The 19,277-nt window shown below is 69.2% G+C and carries 19 protein-coding genes and 1 pseudogene; 17 read left to right on the top strand and 3 right to left on the bottom strand.

What is annotated here, in order from left to right:
- Positions 1-70 precede the first annotated feature (70 nt).
- From ACP7AG_RS00100 to ACP7AG_RS00075, 6 genes and pseudogenes are all read left to right on the top strand, one after another.
- Positions 71-250 (top strand): annotated as a pseudogene (locus ACP7AG_RS00100) (LuxR C-terminal-related transcriptional regulator); the annotation flags it as partial.
- Positions 251-374: 124 nt separating this feature from the next.
- Positions 375-638, top strand: a complete 264-nt coding sequence (locus ACP7AG_RS00095; RefSeq protein WP_426029347.1) for a hypothetical protein — start codon at positions 375-377, stop codon at positions 636-638.
- Positions 639-643: 5 nt separating this feature from the next.
- Positions 644-781, top strand: a complete 138-nt coding sequence (locus ACP7AG_RS00090; RefSeq protein ID WP_426011307.1) for a hypothetical protein — start codon at positions 644-646, stop codon at positions 779-781.
- A gap of 71 nt (positions 782-852) precedes the next feature.
- Positions 853-1,200: a hypothetical protein gene (locus ACP7AG_RS00085; protein WP_426010459.1), complete on the top strand. Its 348-nt coding sequence runs from the start codon at positions 853-855 to the stop codon at positions 1,198-1,200.
- On the top strand, positions 1,197-1,415 hold the full coding sequence (locus tag ACP7AG_RS00080) for a hypothetical protein (protein ID WP_426010457.1): 219 nt from the start codon (positions 1,197-1,199) through the stop codon (positions 1,413-1,415). Before ACP7AG_RS00085 ends, ACP7AG_RS00080 begins: the two co-directional genes overlap by 4 nt.
- An 84-nt stretch (positions 1,416-1,499) precedes the next feature.
- Positions 1,500-1,928 carry a hypothetical protein gene (locus ACP7AG_RS00075; protein WP_426029346.1) on the top strand — a complete coding sequence of 143 codons (429 nt, stop codon included), beginning with the start codon at positions 1,500-1,502 and terminating at the stop codon, positions 1,926-1,928.
- A 4-nt stretch (positions 1,929-1,932) separates the two neighbouring features.
- Here ACP7AG_RS00075 and ACP7AG_RS00070 read toward each other — a convergent pair whose 3' ends face one another.
- Positions 1,933-2,538 carry a nucleotidyltransferase family protein gene (locus ACP7AG_RS00070; RefSeq protein WP_426029345.1) on the bottom strand — a complete coding sequence of 202 codons (606 nt, stop codon included), beginning with the start codon at positions 2,536-2,538 and terminating at the stop codon, positions 1,933-1,935.
- Positions 2,539-2,566: 28 nt separating this feature from the next.
- Here ACP7AG_RS00070 and moaA point away from each other — a divergent pair, with 28 nt between their 5' ends.
- Genes moaA through moaC form a run of 5 tightly spaced genes read left to right on the top strand, consistent with a single transcriptional unit; the run spans position 2,567 to position 5,324 of the window.
- A complete protein-coding gene (gene moaA, locus ACP7AG_RS00065) occupies positions 2,567-3,613 on the top strand; it encodes a GTP 3',8-cyclase MoaA (RefSeq protein WP_426029513.1) in 1,047 nt (348 codons plus the stop codon).
- 2 nt (positions 3,614-3,615) lie between these two features.
- Positions 3,616-3,855, top strand: coding sequence for a MoaD/ThiS family protein (locus ACP7AG_RS00060; RefSeq protein ID WP_426010452.1), 240 nt, complete (start codon positions 3,616-3,618; stop codon positions 3,853-3,855).
- Entirely contained in the window at positions 3,852-4,292 is a 441-nt protein-coding gene (locus ACP7AG_RS00055) for a molybdenum cofactor biosynthesis protein MoaE (protein ID WP_426029344.1), read from the top strand. Before ACP7AG_RS00060 ends, ACP7AG_RS00055 begins: the two co-directional genes overlap by 4 nt.
- A 10-nt stretch (positions 4,293-4,302) precedes the next feature.
- A complete protein-coding gene (moaB, locus tag ACP7AG_RS00050) occupies positions 4,303-4,857 on the top strand; it encodes a molybdenum cofactor biosynthesis protein B (RefSeq protein WP_426010449.1) in 555 nt (184 codons plus the stop codon).
- Complete coding sequence (gene moaC, locus ACP7AG_RS00045; RefSeq protein ID WP_426010447.1) at positions 4,854-5,324, top strand: cyclic pyranopterin monophosphate synthase MoaC; 471 nt, start codon at positions 4,854-4,856, stop codon at positions 5,322-5,324. Before moaB ends, moaC begins: the two co-directional genes overlap by 4 nt.
- Positions 5,325-5,330: 6 nt before the next feature.
- On the opposite strand, the gene ACP7AG_RS00040 is transcribed toward moaC, so the two are convergent.
- Positions 5,331-6,344 carry an XdhC family protein gene (locus ACP7AG_RS00040; RefSeq protein WP_426029343.1) on the bottom strand — a complete coding sequence of 338 codons (1,014 nt, stop codon included), beginning with the start codon at positions 6,342-6,344 and terminating at the stop codon, positions 5,331-5,333.
- An 89-nt stretch (positions 6,345-6,433) separates the two neighbouring features.
- On the opposite strand from ACP7AG_RS00040, the gene ACP7AG_RS00035 reads away from it, so the two are divergent.
- Together ACP7AG_RS00035 and ACP7AG_RS00030 are read left to right on the top strand one after the other, a co-directional pair.
- Positions 6,434-7,309, top strand: a complete 876-nt coding sequence (locus tag ACP7AG_RS00035; RefSeq protein ID WP_426010445.1) for a bifunctional regulator KidO — start codon at positions 6,434-6,436, stop codon at positions 7,307-7,309.
- A gap of 63 nt (positions 7,310-7,372) precedes the next feature.
- Positions 7,373-8,077, top strand: coding sequence for a glycosyltransferase family protein (locus tag ACP7AG_RS00030; RefSeq protein ID WP_426010443.1), 705 nt, complete (start codon positions 7,373-7,375; stop codon positions 8,075-8,077).
- 692 nt (positions 8,078-8,769) lie between these two features.
- Here the strand turns inward: ACP7AG_RS00030 and ald are convergent.
- Positions 8,770-9,882 (bottom strand): alanine dehydrogenase, encoded by a 1,113-nt coding sequence (gene ald, locus ACP7AG_RS00025; RefSeq protein ID WP_426029342.1) that lies wholly within the window; start codon positions 9,880-9,882, stop codon positions 8,770-8,772.
- Positions 9,883-10,002: 120 nt separating this feature from the next.
- On the opposite strand from ald, the gene ACP7AG_RS00020 reads away from it, so the two are divergent.
- From ACP7AG_RS00020 to pbpC, 4 genes are all read left to right on the top strand, one after another.
- Complete coding sequence (locus ACP7AG_RS00020) at positions 10,003-10,476, top strand: Lrp/AsnC family transcriptional regulator (protein WP_426010440.1); 474 nt, start codon at positions 10,003-10,005, stop codon at positions 10,474-10,476.
- Positions 10,477-10,558: 82 nt separating this feature from the next.
- Positions 10,559-11,380: a carbonic anhydrase gene (locus tag ACP7AG_RS00015; protein ID WP_426010439.1), complete on the top strand. Its 822-nt coding sequence runs from the start codon at positions 10,559-10,561 to the stop codon at positions 11,378-11,380.
- A gap of 230 nt (positions 11,381-11,610) precedes the next feature.
- Entirely contained in the window at positions 11,611-16,647 is a 5,037-nt protein-coding gene (locus tag ACP7AG_RS00010; RefSeq protein WP_426029341.1) for an alpha-2-macroglobulin family protein, read from the top strand.
- A 105-nt stretch (positions 16,648-16,752) separates the two neighbouring features.
- The gene (pbpC, locus tag ACP7AG_RS00005) at positions 16,753-18,810 is read left to right on the top strand and encodes a penicillin-binding protein 1C (protein ID WP_426029340.1); all 2,058 of its coding nucleotides are present in this window, start codon (positions 16,753-16,755) and stop codon (positions 18,808-18,810) included.
- The last annotated feature ends 467 nt before the right edge of the window (positions 18,811-19,277 follow it).

The raw sequence follows: 19,277 nt of genomic DNA, 5'->3' as shown, positions 1-19,277 counted from the left end.
CGCGTCCTTAGAGGGCGCGCCTGTGCAACTGTGGCTGGACGTAACGCGAGCGCCGACACATTTTAGCGCCATGGTGGATGCTGGCGATAACTTGGGGTTCGAGAGACTGACCCCGCGGGAGCGGGAGGTCCTGCGTCTCATCGCCCAGCATCGCCGGGGCAAGGAGATCGCCCGGCTGCTGCGGCTGTCACCCAAGACCGTCGAGATGCACGTGCTCAGCGCTCGACGTCGGGTCGGGGGGCTCGGCCGCCGCGACGCCGCCCTGGCCTTCGTCGCTTGGGAAACCGACCCCGGTAATGACTACCGTAAGCGATCGGCCACGCTAGCCACGACCGGCGCAGAGGTCTTCTCTCGTTCCAACAGCGAGAGCAGCCATGATGAAACCTTCCATGCCGGGTCCGACACCGCCGCCAGCATTCTTCATAGCCAGTTGGCAGTCGCTGGAAGAGGGATTGACCCTCATGGCCGGGACGCCCGAGCGGGGGCAGTTGGTGCCGGAAACGGTGTCGGCGTTGCGCAAAGCCCAGGCGGCGGGGGATCCGCCCAGCAAGCTGCTGCTCCGGGTGCTGGCGGCGACGGCCTTCCTGGCCGACGACACGCCCCTGCGGAATCTGGAAGGAGCTGGCGCCATGACCTGACTCCTTTGCAATGGCTGGGTCTGATCCTGGTCGTGGCCGCGCTAGGCGGAATCCTGCTCGGCATGGTCACCATGGGCGCCCATGAATTCCTCTATGCCCTTCAGCGATTCCGCGAGGGCTGGAGCCCGCCTCCGGCGCACTGACGCCGGTCGTCTCGACACAAGTTCATCGACTTCAACGTGCGGGGGGCCCCGCGCGAACGGGAGAGTCATGCATGAAAAGAACCGATGCAGCCCGCGCAGGAGCTGAAAAGCTGATGCGCGCCGAAGCGGCGATCGACGCCGCCCTCCGCGAAACCGCCGAACTGATGGGCCTATTGCCGTCGCTGCGACTGGAAGCTCGTCTTTCGGCCGTGATTGGCCAGGCCGCCGTCGCCAATCTCGGCGAGACCCTGGCCTATATCGTCTCCGCCCGCCGTACCATCATCGAGGCTCATGGCGCGCTCAACACGGTGCGGAGCCAGATCGGCTGTGGCGCCTTGGCGATGGGCGACATGGACAAGCCGCCGGAAGTGCCCCGCACCTCGGGCCTACGCGCTCTGGACGGAGGCCGCGCCGCGTGAGCACCGCCCAGACTGCTTCGTCGGACACCATCCACGACGAACTGAACGAGTTCCGTCGCCACCTGCGGACCCTGGGGCCTGTCCAGCGCCGGATTCTGTCCGTGCTCATGCCACAACTGATCGCGCTCGAAGAGGCTGGCGACGCCGACGGCGCGCTTAACATCATCGAAGAGGTCAAGGCCATCCTGTGGGAAGGGCGCCGAACCCGACACTGATCCTCGCATACCTCAGGTTGCTTATCGCGAGGCGGGGCTTGCTGCATGGTGACGCTCAGGTTTCAGTCTGAGCGTTGCCCCGCCTTGCAGATTCACACGCTTTTTTCGTTGGGCCTGGCCACGGTGGTCTGCGGCGCCGCTATCGGCTTCGGCGACTATAGCGCGCGTCGTATTGGCGTGGCGGCGGGGCTGGCCTGGGCGGGCTCGCTGCTCGTCCACGGCAACGACGCCTATAATGTCGACCTGGCGATCATGGCGATCGACACCGCGACCCTGGTCTATTTCGGCTTCATCTCCATCCGGGCGAGGCGACTCTGGACCATCATAGCGTCGGCGTTCCAGGCGATCGTCGTGGCGTCGCATGTGGCGACGACGATCGACCTGCGCGTGACCCTGGGCACCTTCTATATGAGCATGGCGATGTGGAGCTACGGCATCCTGGCCTGTATCGCCTTCGGAACCTGGTCCGGATGGCGCGCCAATTGCCGAGCGACCGCCGACACGGAATTCTGACCTCTCAGCCGAGATCCTTGCGTCGATCGATGTCGAAGAAAACCCCGACATCGAGGGTGTCGATCAGCTTCAGCCGCGTTCCGGACCGCGCCAGCACGCCCTGCGCGCCCAGATCGCCGGTCAGGCCCAGCAAGGCGGCGAAGTGGCGCCGCGCGAACAGAACCGGGTGGCCTCGCTGAGCGCCCAGGCGCGGCGCGGCGGCGTCGAAACCGTCGCCCAAGGCGGCAGCCAGGGCGCGCGGAACCGCTGGCGGTATGCGGGGCATGTCTCCCAGGAAGACAAAGACGCCGTCGGTGTCGGCCTGCAGGGCGGCGACCGCCGTCCGCAGCGACGCCCCCATGCCATCCGCAGCGTCAGCCACAGTGACCACGCGCAGTTTGGCCTCGCGTCCCAGGGCGCGGGCATGGGCCTGGGCGGCGTCCGCCAGGTCCGGATCGCCGTCGGTGGCCAGGATGACGCCGCGCACGGGGGCCGCGAACGCCGCGTCGAGAGCGCCTGCAATCAACGGGCGGCCCTCGAAGGTCGCGGTCAGCTTGCGTCCACCAAACCTGCGGCCAGCCCCGGCCGCCAGAACGATCGCCTCCAACCGCGTGCTTTCACTTCCCGCCATGCCGCCCCGCGCCTATCTTAAAGACCGCATGACGCCCTATGACGCCAGTCCCGCGCAAGCGCTCTCGACAGAGTCCCGCTCGCAGCCCCGCCTGATCGACGGTTTTGGCCGCGCGGTGACCTATCTGCGCGTCTCGGTCACCGACCGGTGCGACCTGCGCTGCACCTATTGCATGGCCGAGCACATGACCTTCCTGCCCAAGGCCGAAGTGCTTTCGCTCGAGGAACTGGATCGCCTGTCCTCGGCTTTCGTGGCGCTGGGCGTGCGCAAGCTGCGGCTGACCGGCGGGGAGCCGCTGGTGCGCAAGGGGATCATGACCCTGGTCGAGCGGTTGTCGCGCCACCTGGCGACCGGCGCGCTGGACGAGCTGACCCTGACCACCAACGGCACCCAGCTGGCCCAGCATGCGGCCGACCTGGCGCGACTGGGCGTGAGGCGGGTCAATGTCTCGCTCGATACGCTCAAGCCCGAGCTGTTCCGCAAGTTGACGCGGGGCGGCGATCTTTCGAAGGTCCTGGCCGGGATTGACGCGGCCTTGGCGGTGGGCATCGAGGTCAAGATCAACGCCGTTGCCCTCAAGAACGACAACGCCGCAGAACTGCCGGCTCTGATCCAGTGGGCCCATGGCCTGGGCGCCGACATGACCCTGATCGAGACCATGCCCCTGGGTGAAATCGACGAGGACCGCACAGCCCAGTATTTGTCGCTCAAGGACGTGCGTCGCGATCTGTCGTCGTTCTGGACCTTGACCGATCTGGCCTACGCCACCGGCGGTCCGGCGCGCTATGTGCGGGTCGAGGAGACCGGCGGCCGCCTGGGTTTGATCACGCCGCTCAGCCACAATTTCTGCGAGGCCTGTAACCGGGTTCGCCTGACCTGCACCGGCACGCTGCACACCTGCCTTGGCCGCGACGACGCCAGCGACCTGCGGGCGGTGATCCGCGCCGGGGCCGACGACGCGGCGCTGGACCAAGCGATCTTCGCGGCGATCGGCGCCAAGCCGGAGGGGCACGACTTCCAGATCGACGGCGCGGGCCCCGCCGTGGCGCGGCACATGTCCACAACGGGCGGCTGAGCGTGGCGCGGGTGCTGCTCTTTGGACGCTTGGCCGACCAGGCGGGCTGGCGCGACCGGGTCGTTGAGGCTTCGTCCCTGACCGCGTTGCGAGATGCTCTCGCTGCTGTCGATCCGAGCCTGGCCGAGGCGCTCTCCGGCCCTGGCGTCCAGGTGGCCGTCGACAAGGCCATCGTCCGGGGCGAAACGTTCCTGGCGGCGAGCGCCGAGGTGGCCTTCCTGCCGCCGATGAGCGGCGGATGATAACCCTCACTTCCGAGCCGTTCGAGCCGGGCGCCGCGTTGACCACGTTCTGCGCCGGCCGGAACGAGACCGGTGCGGTGGCCAGCTTCACTGGCCTGGCGCGCGCCGAGCGCGGCGCGGCCCTGGCGCTGGAGCTTGAGGCTTATCCCGGCTTCACCGACGCGGCGATCGCCGCCTTCGCCGAAGAGGCCAAGGCGCGGTTCGCCCTGCAGGACTATGTCATCGTCCACCGCACAGGGCGCCTCGCGCCGGGTGAGGCGATCGTCTTCGTGGCCACCGCCGCCGGCCACCGCCGCGCCGCCTTCGAGGCCTGCGATTTCCTGATGGATTATCTCAAGAGCCGCGCGCCCTTCTGGAAGAAGGAGCACGGCCCCGGCGGCGGGCGCTGGATCGAGCCGACGGCTCAGGATAGGACCGACGCTCAGCGTTGGGACTAGGAGAGAACAGATGTCGGCAGCGGGTCTCACCCCAGGTGGCGGTATCAAGCCGGACCTTCCGTTTACGCCGGTGCGCGTGGCGATCCTGACCATTTCCGACACCCGCGACGAAGAAAGCGACACCTCCGGCCAGGTGCTTGTCGAAAGGGTCAAGGCCGCAGGCCATGAACTGGGCGGGCGGGCGGTGGTGCGCGACGATGTCGAGCAGATCCGCCAGACGGTGCGCGACTGGATCGCCTCGGGCCAGGTCGACGCCATCGTCACCACCGGCGGCACCGGCCTGACCGGCCGGGACGTGACCCCGGAAGCCCTGGAGCCGCTGTTCGACAAGAAGATCGACGGCTTTTCGGTGGTGTTTCACATGGTCAGCTATCAGTCGGTGGGCCTGTCGACCCTGCAGTCACGGGCGACGGCGGGCCTGATCGGCGGGGTCTTCGTGTTCTGCCTGCCGGGCAGCAACGGCGCGGTGCGCGACGGTTGGGACAAGGTCATCGCCGCCCAGCTCGACAGCCGCCACAAGCCCTGCAACATGGTCGAGCTGATGCCCAGGCTGTTGGAACAGTGACCCGCCTGACCCACATCGATGACCAGGGCCGGGCCCGCATGGTCGACGTCTCGGACAAGGCCGCGACGGCCCGCGAAGCCATCGCCGTCGGCTTCGTACGGATGACCGCCGAGACCCTGGCCCTGGCCATCTCCGGGACGGGTCGCAAGGGCGATGTTCGCGCGGTGGCCGAGATCGCCGGCGTCATGGCCGCCAAGCAGACCTCGAACCTCATCCCTCTGTGCCACCCCCTGGCCCTGTCCAAGGTCGAGGTGTCGGTCGAGCCGGCCGAGGACGGCCTGGCGGTGCGGGCCCGCGTCAAGACGACTGGCCCGACCGGCGTCGAAATGGAGGCCCTGACCGCCGTGTCGGTGGCCTGCCTGACGATCTACGATATGCTGAAAGCCGCCGAGAAGGGCATGGTTATCGAGGCCGTGCGCCTGATCGAGAAGACCGGCGGCAAGTCGGGTGACTGGCGAGCCGAATAGGCCAGCCTACCCCGCCGCCCTCCTGGCCAAGGCCGGCTGCCCGTGGCGGGTGGCCATGATCTCGCCGATCACCGCCACGGCCACCTCGAACGGCGCCTTGCCGCCAAGATCCAGCCCGATCGGCGCGCGCAGCTTGGCCAGGTCGCGTTCACTGACCCCCGCCGCCCGCAGCCGGTCCAGCCGCTCGCCCAGCCGTCGCCGCGCTCCCAGCAGCCCGACATAGGGCGCGGCCGAGGGGAGGGCGGCCAGCAGGGCGGCGTGGTCGATGTCCAGGTCGTGGCCGCAGATCGCGACGGCGGTCCAGGCGTCCAGGCCTATGGCGTCCAGCGCGGTTGGCACGCTGTCGCGGCGATACCGGACGCCCGCGAGCGGCGGCGGGTTCAGGGGGCCCTTGGGCCGCACCAGCGTGGTCTCGAACCCTGACTGGGTCCCCAGGCTGGCCACGGCCAGGGCCGTCGGGTCGCCCCCCAGCACGACAAGGCGAGGGGCCGGATCGAAGGCTCGGGCGAAGGCCTCCGGCCAGGGCGCGGTGAATTCGGGCGAGGGGCCGCAGACCCGTCGCCCGCCGTCGCTGATCCAGATCGCCGGCCGCCGCTCGGCCCAGAGGGTCAGCAACATGCGGGCGGCTGGATCGCCAGGGTCGATGCGCTCGACCAGAATCTCGACCCGGGCGCCGCACAGCAGGCGGATGTCCGGCCAAGGACTGCCCTCGCCGTAGACCAACCGTCGCGGTTGGCCGTCGGCCAGGCAGGCGCGGGCATGGTCCTCGACATCGGCCTCGATGCAACCGCCCGAAAGAAAGCCGGCGCGCGAGCCCTCGCTGAACACCATCTGCGTGCCGATGGGTCGCGGGCCGCCTTCGCCCAGGGAAATAATTGTCGCCAGCGCCGCCGGGCCGTGGGCCAGGGCGGTGGCCAGCGCTGGACGGATATCCTCGCAAAGGCCGTACAGCGGCCAATCTCCGGCGATTTCAAAGGTCAGGTCGAGCACTGGATCAAGGGGCTTCATCGCGGACGACATTAACCCCTCGGCAAGTTTCCAGAAACGCCTTCTTCAAACCTTGGCGCGTAGTCTTCTCGCCACTGGTGTTCCAATCCGCACGGATTTCCATGTCGCTTTCGGTTTCAAAACTTGGTCTTGCCGCCGCCCAGTTCGGACTGGACGGCATGAGCGCGTCGCCGCGCGCTCGGTCGCCGGAGACCGAAGCCCGCGACATCCTGGGCATCGCCGCCCGCGCTCAGCTGTCGGTGCTCGACGTCTCGGGCAATCATGGCCGCGCCGAGTCGGTGCTGGGAGACCTGATCCCGCGCCCCGTGCCGTTCCGTGTCACCATTCCCGCCGCCCGCGCCGATCGCGGCCCCGACTTCGTGGAAGCCGAGGCCCGCGCCTGCCTGCGCCGCCTGGCGATCGAACGCGCCGACGCCATCATCGTCTCCTCGCCGTCGGAACTGTTCGGCGTCCACGGCGCCGCCGTCTGGGATCGCCTGGCCCGCCTGCGCGACGAGGGGCTGTTCGCCAAGATCGGCGTCGCCGCCCACGCCAGCGACGATCCGGTGGGCGTCGCCCGCCGCTTCAAGCCCGACATTCTTCAAGCTCCAGCCTCCTTGCTCGATCAGCGCCTGCTGGCCGACGGCTCGCTAGCCCGCATCGCCGGTCTCGGGATCGAGGTTCAGTTGCGCTCGATCTTCTTGAACGGCCTGCTGTTCCTGCCGCCCGACCGCGTTCCGGCCCAGCTGAAGGGGGCCTCTGGCCGCCTGTCACGGGTGCGCCGGATGATCGCCGAGGGCCGTTCCGACCCCCTTCAGGCCGCCCTGGGCTTCGCCCTGTCGCGTCCCGAAGCCAGCGCCGTGCTGGTCGGCGTGACCTCCGCCGCAGAACTGTCGGCCGTGGTCGCCGCCGCCTCCAGCCCGCCGCCCGACCTCGACTGGGACGACATGGCCATCGACGATCCGGTGGCGCTCGACCCGCGACGTTGGGTCGCCTGACGGCCAGGCGAATCAAAGCCCAGCCTTCAGAAGAAGCTGGGAAATATGAGGGAGCCGAACGCCATGATCCTCGCCGTCGTCCAGGCCCGCATGGGCTCCAAGCGCCTGCCGGGCAAGGCTGTCGCCACCCTGCAAGGCGAGCCGATGATCCTGCGCCAGCTCGAGCGGCTGCGGGCCTGCCGGCGCCTCAACAAGATCATCGTGGCCACCAGCGGCGAGACCGATGATGACGGTCTGGCCGGCCTGGTGGTGTCGCGCGGATACGCCGTCTATCGCGGCGCGGGCGCCGACATTCTCGACCGCATCGCCCGTTGCGCCGAGGCGGCCGGTCCGGTCACCCACGTGGTGCGGATCAAGGGCGATGCGCCCTTCGTCGACGCCGGGGTGATCGACCAGGCGATCCACCTGGCCCAGACCAGCGGGGCGGCCTATACCTCCAACCGCGTGCAGCGCACCTATCCGGCCGGGCTTGAGGTTGAGGTGATCACGGTGGAGGCCCTTCGCGCCGCCGCCGCCGAGGTGCGCGACCCCCTGGCCCTGATCTCGCCGACCGCCGCCATTCGCCAAAGCCCCGACCGCTTCAGCCAGGCCCATTTGAAGGCCCGCCGCGACTGGTCACACCATGACTGGCGCGTAAAGACCCCGGCCGACCTGGCCTTCGCGCGCTCGATCTATGACGCGCTCTACGCGGCCGACCCCGGCTTCGCCATGGGCGACGTGTTGGACTTGGTGGAGAGCCACCAGGATCTCGGGCGCTTTGCGGCTTAATTCCTCCCCCTGTGGGGGAGGTGGTCGCGCAGCGACCGGTGGGGGGAGTTTCGGATAGTCGATCCAAGCTGTGGCCATCGGCAGATCACTCCCCTCTCCGTCGGCTTCGCCGACACCTCCCCCACGGGGGGAGGACTTCACGCGCGGGGCCGCTGAAGCGTTTGGGGAGGGTGCGAAGCGCCCGGGCTCCGCCCGGAGGTTTTGCAGATTTGATACCGTTTCGACGAAGACGAGCGCTTCGCGCGGCCTTCAGACGGGAGCCATCGGCGCGCGGGGTCTTAACCCGCTTCCGAAGTGGGCCCCCGGCGGGCGGAAGGCTAGCGAACCCTCCGGACCGTGCGGGCGATTTCAGCCCGCACCTGCTGACTTGTCCGCCTGCCTCGGGCGCCGGTGGTTTCGTCACACAAGGTGAGCCTGCCCCAACTCCAACCCAAGACGTCTCCGTGAGGGAAACCCGGCGGCCAAGCCTACCCGCTCGACCACTGCCCACCGCCCGTCAGGTCGCCGGCCGACGTCCCTCCCCGTGCGATGGGGTGAGAGCATTATGGGGGCGCCCAAAAGGGGTGAGCGTCAAAAAGACCGAGAAAGTTTAGAGTCTTCAATTCATGAGGCTTTAGCCTTTGTGCGCCGAGCGCCTACGACTGCTGACGGGGACATGCGCATGCGCATGTCCCCAAATCGCGTCGCGTCGTCTAGGTCCAGGCCCCATAAGGATCCACCGACGGCTTGCCCAGCGCCTGCGCCACGGCGGGGTGGGTCAGCTCTCCCGCCAGGACGTTGAGGCCCTTGGCCAGGTGGATGTTGCTCTTCAGCGCGTCCAGGCCGCGGTCGGCCAGGGCCAGGCCGAAGGGCAGGGTGGCGTTGCCCAAAGCTTCGGACGACGTGCGCGGCGCGGCGCCCGGCATGTTGGCCACGCAATAGTGCACCACACCGTCGACGATATAGGTCGGGTCGGCGTGGGTGGTGGCGTGACTGGTCTCGAAACAGCCGCCCTGGTCGATCGACACATCGACCAGCACCGAGCCGGGCTTCATCTGCTTGAGGTGCTCGCGGCGCACCAGCTTGGGGGCGGCGGCCCCGGCGGTCAGCACCGCACCGATGATCACGTCGGCCTTGAGGATCTCCTCTTCGACGGCGGCGAAGGTCGAATAGCGGGTGAGGATGCGGCCCTGGTACAGGTCGTCCAGCTCGCGCATGCGGGGGATAGAGCGTTCCAGCACCACCACCTCGGCGCCCAGGCCGGCGGCCATCCGGGCGGCGTTGGAGCCGACCACGCCGCCGCCCAGCACCACCACGCGGGCCGGGGGCACGCCGGGGACGCCGCACAGCAGCAGGCCCATGCCGCCATTGTGCTTGAGCAGGGTCTCGGCCGCCGAGAAGACGGCGATGCGGCCGGCCACTTCCGACATCGGGGCCAGCAGCGGCAGGCCGCCCTTGGCGTCGGTGACGGTCTCATAGGCGATGGCCGCGCAACCGCTGGTCAGCAGGCCTTCGGTCTGGGCCGGGTCGGGCGCCAGGTGCAGGTAGGTGAACAGGATGTGGCGAGGCGTCAGGCGCTCCCACTCGATTTTCTGCGGTTCCTTGACCTTGACGATCAGCTCCGCGCCTTCGAACACCGCATCGGCGTCCGCCGCGATGGTCGCGCCGGCCTTGACATAGACGTCGTCGGCATAGCCCGCGCCCAGGCCAGCGCCGGACTGCACGAGCACCGAATGGCCGTGACCGACATATTCCCGGACGGCGGTGGGGGTGAGGCCGACGCGATGTTCGCCGGGCTTGATTTCGGAAGGCACGCCAACGCGCATGATAGTCTCCTCCTAAGGGCTTTTGACGCTGGTTTACGCCCGTGCGCCCGCAGGTTCCTGGGGCATTTCATGCGACGAGAACCATGGTATGCAGGAATCCTGCGCCACGGAGCCCTCACGGTGAAAAAAGCTGCGGTCATCCTCGACGCCTTCGATCGAAAGCTGCTGACCCTGCTGCAGCGTCGCGGCCGAGCCAGCTATGTGGAAATGGCCGAGGCGGTGAATCTTTCCGAATCCGCCTGTCTGCGTCGCGTGCGGGCGCTGGAGGAGGGCGGGGTGATCGGTCGTTACGCGGCGGTGATCGACGAGCGCGCGGTGGGCCTGCCGCTCAGCGTCTTCGTCACCGTGACCTTGTCGTCTCAGGCCGAGGCGACGCTCAGCGCCTTCGAGAAGGCGGTGTCCCACGTGCGCGAGGTGGCCGAGTGCTACCTGATGACTGGCGGCTCGGACTATTTGCTAAGGCTGGTGGTGGCCGATGTCGATGACCTGGAGCGGGTGCACGCGCGAGAGCTGACGCGCATCCCCGGCGTGGTTCGGGTCAGCTCGTCGATCGCCATGCGCACAGTGGTCAAACGTGTCGAATTGCCGCTTTGAAACCAACCTTTCGTTGCGGCGGGGTTAACCTTCCCCTGCCAGGACTGGTCTCCACCAATCGCGGTTCTTGTCGGGGGATGAGATGGTTTCGAGACGACTCCTGCTAGGGGCTTTGGCGTCCGGCCTGGCCGTGCCCGTCATGGCCTGGGCCGAGGGCGATACGCCGTCGGTTCTGACCCGCAAGGGCCGCCGCACGCGCCGGGCGCTGAAGTCCCAGCCCTCCGACAAGGCCGCGCTCGATAAGGTGTTGGCCGAGGTCAAGCCGCTCGAGGGCGCCGAGCCGGTCGAGGCCGTGCATGTCGAGCCGCCGCGGGTCAGTCCCGACGAGGCCCTCGGCCGGCTCAAGCAGGGCAACGCCATCTTCTCGCGTGGCGGGGCCAGTATCGCCCTGCCGGGCGCGGCCCGGATCGCCGAGATGGCGGCTGGCCAGAAGCCGTTCGCGGTGATCGTCGGCTGCAGCGACAGCCGCGTCGGCCCCGAACTGATCTTCGACTGCAATCTGGGCGAACTGTTCGTGGTCCGTGTGGCTGGATCGACAGTGGGCCAGGAGGGCCTGGGCTCGATCGTCTACGCCGTCGAGCATCTGGGCGCGCCGCTGGTGGTCGTGCTGGGTCACACCAAGTGCGGCGCGGTCGGGGCGGCGGTCGATGTGGCCACCAAACATATCGACCTGCATGGTGCGCTGCTGAACATGGTGCTGCCGATCTTGCCGGCGGTGCTGGAGGCCCAGGAGCGCCACCCAGCCGACCTGCAGGACGCCGCCATTCGCCAGAATGTCCGCGACACCGCCGCCCGCCTAAAGGTCGCCGACGGGGTGCTGGCGGCCAAGCTGGCCGAGGGTCGTCTCAAGATCGTCTCGGCTTGCTACGACCTTTCCACCGCTCAGGTCGCGTTCGACGCTTAAAATCCTTCTCCCCCTGAGGAGAAGGTGGCGGCCCAAGGCCGACGGATGAGGGGTCGCGCGCAGCTTTCCGCAGCAGGCAGCCGACTCTTTCATCGACCCCTCACCCGACCTCGCTCCGCGAGGCCACCCTCTCCCGCAAGGGGCGAGGGAAAGTGCTCGCTGATCCGTTGACCCCTTCCCCGGCTTAGGTTCAAGTCCACCCCAATACGCGCGAGTTGGGGGACTACGGGATGTCGACGGACGAGACGCCGCCGGTGAGCGGACGCGAAGCCATCGCCGCCCGTTGGGCCCAGTTCAAGAGCAAGATTCCGCCAAGCCTGAAGTCGCCCCTGGCGGCCGTGGCGCTGGGCGCCCTGGTCGTTGGCTTCGGCGGCGGCTTCGCCGTGGGAAAGGTCTCCGATCTCGGCTGGTTCGGTGGCAAGTCGGCCGCGACGGCCACCGCGCCCAAGGCTCAGGCCTGGTCGCTGTTTGGCAAGCCCCGCTCCGCCAACGCCCCGCGTCGCGGCGTTCCCAAGCCCGAGGGCTTCGCCGTCTGGCAGAGCCGCATCGACAGCTCCGGCGCCGCGCCGATGGCCTGTATCCGGATGAGCAAGGCGCTCGACCCGTCCAAGCCCTATGCCGACTTCGTGCTGCTCTCGCCCGATATCGGCCACCAGCCGGCCGTGCGGGTAAAGGATGACGAGATCTGCGTCGGCGGCGTCGGGTTCACCGACCATCGCGTCACCCTGCTCAAGGGCCTGCCCGGCCGCAACGGCGAGACCCTGGGCGCCAATGCCGATGTCGACTTCACCTTCGGGGAGAAGCCGCCCTATGTGGGCTTCGCCGGCGACGGCGTGATCCTGCCGCGCGAGGAATCCGACGGCGTGGCGCTTGAGACCATGAACGTCTCCAAGCTGGCCATCGAGGTCTGGCGGGTGTCGGACCGCAACCTGGTGCGCAAGTCGATCAGCGCCCCCGACCCGACCGGCGAGGGCGACTACGCCAGCGACTATGGCGACGACAGCCCCGACGACGAGGGCCGCCAGGTCTGGAAGGGCGTCATCAACGTGGATGGCGCGGCTGGCCAGAAGGCGACCACCGTCTTCCCGCTCGGCGCGGTGCTGAAGGAAATGAAGGCTGGCGGCTATGTGATCAAGGCGCGCGACGCCTCGGGCGGCCGCAAGCCGGAAGGCGACGAGGAGCCGGCTCCGGCCCAGGCCCGCCGCTGGATCATGTTCACCGACATGGCGCTGATCGCCTATGATGGCGACGAGTCTCTCGACGTCGTGGTCCGCTCGCTGAAGACCGCCAAGACCCTGTCGGGCGTGCGCGTGGCCCTGGTGGCCAAGGACGGCGAGGACTTGGCGCAGGCCAAGAGCGACGCCGACGGCCGGGTGCGCTTCCCCCGCGCCCTGATGGACGGCGAGGGCGCGTCGCATGCCAAGATGGTCATGGCCTACGGCGGCGAAGGCGACCTGGCGGCGCTGGACCTGGATCGCTCGCCGGTCGACCTGTCCAAGCAGGGCGTGGGGGGCCGCACCGAATCGGACGGCGGCCGGGCCGTGGCCAGCGACATCGACGGCTTCCTCTACGCTGATCGCGGCATCTATCGCCCCGGCGAGACCGTGCACCTGACCGCCATGGTCCGCGACCGGCTGGCCAAGGCGGTCAATGACCGCAAGGGCTATATCCTGGTCAAGCGCCCCTCGGGCGTCGAGTTCCGTCGCTACGCCTTCAGCCGGGCCGACGCCGGCGCGGTGCTGGCCGACATCGCCCTCCCGCGCAGCGCGCCACGCGGCCGCTGGACCGCCGTGCTGATGATGGAGGGCGTCGAGGCGCAGGCGGGATCTCTGAGCTTCAGCGTCGAGGACTTCGCCCCGCAACGCCTGGCGGTGACCGCCACGGGCCAGGAGTCCGTACCGATCGCCGGCGGCCAGGCGCGACAGATCGACGTCTCGGCCCGCTTCCTCTACGGCGCGCCGGGCGCGGGTCTGCAGACCCAGGGCGAGGCGCGGCTAAAGATCGACAGCGATCCGTTCCCGCAGTTCAAGGACTTCCAGTGGGGCGACGCCCTGACGCCCTTCGACGAGAAGTTCATCGAGCTGGGCACGACCGTCACCGACGGCGACGGCCACGCCATGCTGAACCTGGGGACGAGCGACGCGGCTGACACCGCCCAGCCGCTGGTGGCCTCGGTCACCGCCTCGGTGTTCGAGCCCGGCGGCCGTCCGGTGCGCGAGAACCTCGAGCTCAAGGTGCGCGGCAAGCCGGTCTATTACGGGGTCAAGGTCGAGCAGGGCGACGCCGGGCGCGGCGATCCGCCGGTCAGCCTGGAGATGATCGCGGTCAACGCCGCCGGCGTCCGCGTCGGCGCGACGGCGACCTACACCCTGATCAGCGAGAACTGGAGCTATGACTGGTTCCAGCAGGACGGTCGCTGGCAGTGGCGGCGCACCAGCCGCGACGCGGTGGTGGCCAAGGCCACGGTCAATATCGGCGCCGGCCAACCCGCGCGCTTCAACCGCCGCCTCGGCTGGGGCGACTATCGCCTGGTCGTCGAGGGGGCCGATGGCAGCGAGACCGTCACCAAGTTCTCGTCCGGCTGGGGTTCGCCCGCCAAGGAAGGCGAGGCGCCCGACTTCGTGCGGGTCAGCGCCGGGACCAAGAGCTACAGCCAGGGCGACACGGTGGAAATCGCCATCAAGTCACCCTATGCCGGCCAGGTGCAGGTGGCGGTCGCCACCGATCGCCTGATCGACTTCAAGACCCTCAGCGTTGGCGAGAACGGCACGACCGTGAAGCTGAAGACCTCGGCGGCCTGGGGTGGCGGGGCCTATGTGCTGGTCACGGTGATCCAGCCGCGCGACCCGGTCAGCTCGCCCAAGCCCAAGCGGGCGCTCGGCCTGATCTATGTGCCGCTCGATCCCAAGGGCCGCAAGCTGACGGTGGATATCGGGACGCCGGTGAAGCTGGACTCCAAGGCGCCGGTCGAGATCCCGATCAAGGTGCAAGGCCTGGGCTTTGGCCAGAAGGCCAAGGTCACCATCGCGGCCGTGGACGAAGGCATCCTGCGCCTGACACGCCAGGACAGCCCCGACCCGGTGAAGTGGTACTTTGGCAAGCGGGCCCTGACCCTGAACTATCGCGACGACTACGGCCGCCTGCTCGACCCGAACATGGGCGCGCCGGCCAATGTCAATTTCGGCGCCGACGAACTGGGCGGCGAAGGCCTGACGACCACGCCGATCAAGACCGTGGCCCTGTGGTCCGGCATCGTCGAGACGGGGCTGGACGGCAAGGCGGTGGTCAAGCTGCCGGCCGCCGACTTCAACGGCGAGTTGCGGATCATGGCCGTGGCCTGGACCGACACCGCCGTCGGCTCGGGCGCCAAGGCGATGACCGTGCGCCAGCCCGTGGTCGCCGACCTCAACCTGCCGCGCTTCCTGGCCCCCGGCGACAAGCCGATGGCCACGCTGGAGCTGCACAATGTCGAGGGCAAGGCCGGGGCCTATACGGTCGAGGCCTGGTCCACCAACGGCATCGCCGTGGCCTTCAAGAAGATCATTACCCTGATGCTGGGCCAGCGGGTCGCCGAGAAGATTCCCTTCCTGGCGCCCAATGTGACGGGCATCGGCAAGATCGGCTTCAAGGTGGCCGGGCCGGGCTTCAACACCAGCAAGGACTACCCGATCCAGACCCGCCTGGGCTGGGGCGACGTGGTGCGCACGACGACCGAACTGGCCCAGCCGGGCGAGACCTATACGCCCGACTATCGGCTGATGTCGGGGCTGGCGGCCGGCGACGTGACGTTGCAGGTCAGCTATTCGCCGATCCGCGGCTTCGACCCGGCGGCGATCGCCGTGGCCCTTCAGCGCTATCCCTATGGCTGCACCGAGCAGCTGGTCTCGACGGCCTATCCGCTGCTCTACGCCCAGAGCGTGTCCAGCGATCCCAAGCTGAAACGCAACCCGGCCATACTGGCCGCGGCGGTGGGCAAGCTGCTGGACCGCCAGACCCTGGACGGGGCCTTCGGCCTGTGGCGGGTCGGCGACGGCGAGGCTGACGCCTGGCTGGGCGCCTACGCCACCGACTTCCTGGTCGAGGCCAAGGGCCAGGGCATAGCGGTGCCCGACGAGGCGATGGACAAGGCGCTGAACGCCATGCGCCAGATCAGTCGTCCCGACAGCTGGACCTCGATCTCCTACCGCACCGAATATCCCGAATGGTGGGCCGCCAATCCCGACGCCTCGAAGAAGGCGACGGAGCGCATGCGCCGCCGGGCCTCGGCCTACGCCCTCTACGTGCTGGCCAAGGCCGGGCGCGGCGACCTGGCGCGGCTGCGCTGGTGGCACGATGTGCAGATAAAGGACGAGGACCAGCCCCTGGCCAAGGCCCAGGTGGCGGCCGGCCTGGCCTTGATGGGCGACCAGGCCCGGGCCCGCTCGGCCATGCGCCAGGCGGTCAAGTCGCTGGGCTGGCGCGACGAGAGCGACTGGTACCAGAGCCCGCTGCGCGACGTCGCCGCCGTCACCGCCCTGGCGGCCCAGGCCGGCCAGATGGACGTGGCCCGGCAGCTGCAAAGCCGGCTGGAGAACGTGGTCAAGGATCCGGACGCCCTCAACACCCAGGAGCAGGCGTCGCTGCTGTTCGCGGCCAGCCAGCTGCTGAAGGCCTCGGGTCCGATGACCATCGACGCCCAGGGCGCGGTGGCCCTGCCGCCGGCCGGCGGTTCGCCGCGCTGGGCCGTGGGCAAGCTGACCGACGCTCACTTCACCAACCGGGGCAAGGGCGCCCTGTGGCGGACAGTCAGCGTTCGCGGCACGCCGATCCTGGCGCCGGGCGCGGCGAGCAACGGCTTGTCGGTGGGCAAGCGGCTGTTCTCGATGACCGGCGGAGCGATTGATCCCAGCCAGATTCATCAGGGCGACCGGGTGATCGTGCTGGTTTCCGGCCGCTCCATGCAGGCCCGCTCCACCGCCCTGGTGATAGACGACGCCCTGCCGGCCGGCTTCGAGATCGAGACCACGCTCGGCGCCGACGACGCCCAGAACGGCCCGTTCAAGTTCCTGGGCGAACTGACCAATCCGGATGTCCAGGAAAGCCGCGACGACCGCTACATCGCCGCGCTCGACCTGGCGGGCAACAAGCCGTTCGCCATGGCCTATGTGGCGCGGGCCGTGACGCCGGGCGAATTCTTCCTGCCTGGGGCGATCGCCAAGGACATGTACCGGCCGAGCCTCAATGCGCGCTCTGACGCGGGGCGGATCAACGTGGCGCCGGGAGGGTAGGGACCCACCTGCCCCCACCTGACCGCTTCGCGGTCTGTCCGCCCCATAGGGGGCGGAGTTCGCGCCAGGGCGCGGAGGGGGCAAGTCCGCCGCCGAATAGCGTCCATGTTCACCATCCCCCGTCTGACCCGCCTTCTCGTCGCCTTCGTCGCCCTGCAGGCCGCGCTCTTCGCCCTGAGCGCCGCCTTGCCGCCAGACATGGCGCGGGCCAAGCGCTCGTCACCCGTGGTGCTCGATCATCGCGGCGCCTGGCTGCGCGCCTTGCCCGTGGAGAACGGCCGCTGGCGGGTGCGGGCCGACCTCCAGCGCACGGACCCGACGTTTCAAAAGCGCCTGATCGCCGTCGAGGACGCACGGTTCTACGGCCACCTCGGTGTCGACCCCTTCGCCCTGGCCCGCGCCACGGGTTCGGCGCTGATCCATGGCCACGTCAGCTCCGGCGCCTCGACCCTGACCATGCAGACCGCCCGACTTCTCGAGCCGCGCCCGCGCAACCTGGGCTCCAAGCTGATCGAAATGGTCCGCGCCGCTCAGCTGGAGTCGCGGTTGACCAAGCGCGAGACCCTGGCCCTCTACCTGACCCTGGCCCCCTATGGCGGTAATCTGGAGGGCGTTCGGGCCGCCAGCCTGGCCTATTTCGGCCATGAGCCGACCAGCCTGACCGACGGCGAGCAGGCCCTGCTGATCGCCCTGCCGCAGTCGCCCGAGGCCCGCCGCCCCGACCGTCGGCCCGAAGCCGCCCGCCTGGCCCGCCGCGCCGTGCTCGACAAGATGGTCAAGGCGCGGGTGCTGACCGAAGCGGCGGCCAGCGAGGCCGACGCCGAACCTTTGCCCAAGCGCGGGGCCTTCCCGACCCTGGCCTGGCACTTGGCCGGCGACTTGGCCGCCGCTGCGCCGGCCAGCCAGCCCAGCGTGGTCTCGACCATCGACGCGGGGCTGCAGACGCGGCTGGAGCCGATGGCCGCCGCCGTGGCCGCCGCCCAGGGACCGGAGGTCACCGCCGCCATCCTGGTGGTCGAGATCAAGGGCCGCGCCGTGCGGGCCCTGGTCGGCTCAGCCGGCCGCGACCGACCAGGGGGCTGGATTGACCTGACGGAGGCCGTGCGCTCACCGGGTTCGGCCCTCAAGCCCTTCATCTACGCCTTCGCCTTTGACGACGGGACCCTGGCGCCCGACACCCAGATCGACGACGCCGCCACCCGCTTCGCCGACTACCAGCCCGAGAACTTTGACCACGTCTTCCACGACAAGGTGACGGCCCGCGAGGCCCTGGCCTATTCGCTGAACGTCCCCGCCGTCGCCACCCTGGAAAAGGTCGGTCCCGAGGTGTTCGCCACCCGTTTGGAGAGCGCGGGCGTCAGGCTGGTGCGTCCCAAGACGGCGATCAAGGCGTCGGGCCTGGCCCTGGCCCTGGGCGGGGCGGGGATCACGCCGCGCGACATGGGCGTGCTCTACGCGGCGCTCGGCGACGGCGGTGTGGCCAAGCCCCTGGCCTTCACCCAGGCCGAGGCGAAGGCACGCGAACACAGCGGCGGAGCCCGCATCGTCCGACCCGAGGCGGTGGCCCAGGTGCTCGACATTCTGCGCGAGGCCCCCGCGCCGCGTGGCCGTGCGCCCTCGGCCCTGACCAAGGGCGGACCGGCCATGGCCTTCAAGACCGGCACCTCCTACGGCTTCCGCGACGCCGTGGCCTGCGGGGTGGTCGGCGGCTATGTAATCATCGTTTGGACCGGCCGGGCCGACGGCGGCGCGCGGGGCGGACTGACCGGACGCGACGCCGCCCTGCCGCTGCTGTTCGACGTCGCCGACGTGGTCGGGGCGCCGGCCATCGCCCCACGCCCCATCGCCCCGAAGTCCGCGCCTGGCGCCCTGCAGCGGCTGCAACAGGCGTCGGAAGGCCCCCGCCTGATCTTCCCGCCCGACGGCGCGACCGTGCAGGTCGACGCGGTTGGCCCCCGGTCCCGGGGCCTGGTCATGGCGGCCGGCGGCGATAACCTGACCTGGTACGTGGCCGGCCAGCGCCTGGCCTCCGACCCGGTCAGCGGCAAGGTGATCTGGAAGCCGGCGGCGCCGGGCTTCTATCGGCTGCGGGTGGTCGACGACCAGGGCCGCGCGGCTGCGGCGCGGGTGCGGATCAAAGCCCCGAGCATCGCGGCGAAGTAAGGAGTGAAACGATGAAGACTATCGCCTTCAGGGCGACGCTGCTCGCCCCCGATCTCAGCGCGGCGTCCTGTGCCTCGTCGGGCCATTGCCGCCTCGGAGAGCGGCGCGTCACTTGGGCGACAGGGCATGAAACCTCGCCGGAGGGCGTGGACGCCCTTATGGTTGCCTCACGTGCCAGCCGACCAAGGTCGGCCGACTGCTCCACGGCGAGAAGCGGATTCCTAATACCAAAAGCCCCTAGCTCTGGCTCCGACAGGATTCCCTGACTGGCCGGACAGTGATTCACGCTCCTGGTTGCAAGGGAGGTCGTGGATGTCCGCCATCAAGCTTCGAGTCGATTATGACGCGGCGCGGACCCGTCGGCTGGCGGCGCGGGCCAAGGATCCAGATCAGGTGCGGCGCCTGCTGGCGCTGGCGGCGGTTTATGAAGGCCGCAGTCGAGCCGAAGCGGCTGAGTTGGCCGGCAT

The sequence above is a fragment of the Caulobacter sp. DWP3-1-3b2 genome (genome assembly GCF_049896325.1).
Lineage (GTDB): Bacteria > Pseudomonadota > Alphaproteobacteria > Caulobacterales > Caulobacteraceae > Caulobacter.
This window is presented reverse-complemented; position numbering and strand designations above follow the sequence as displayed.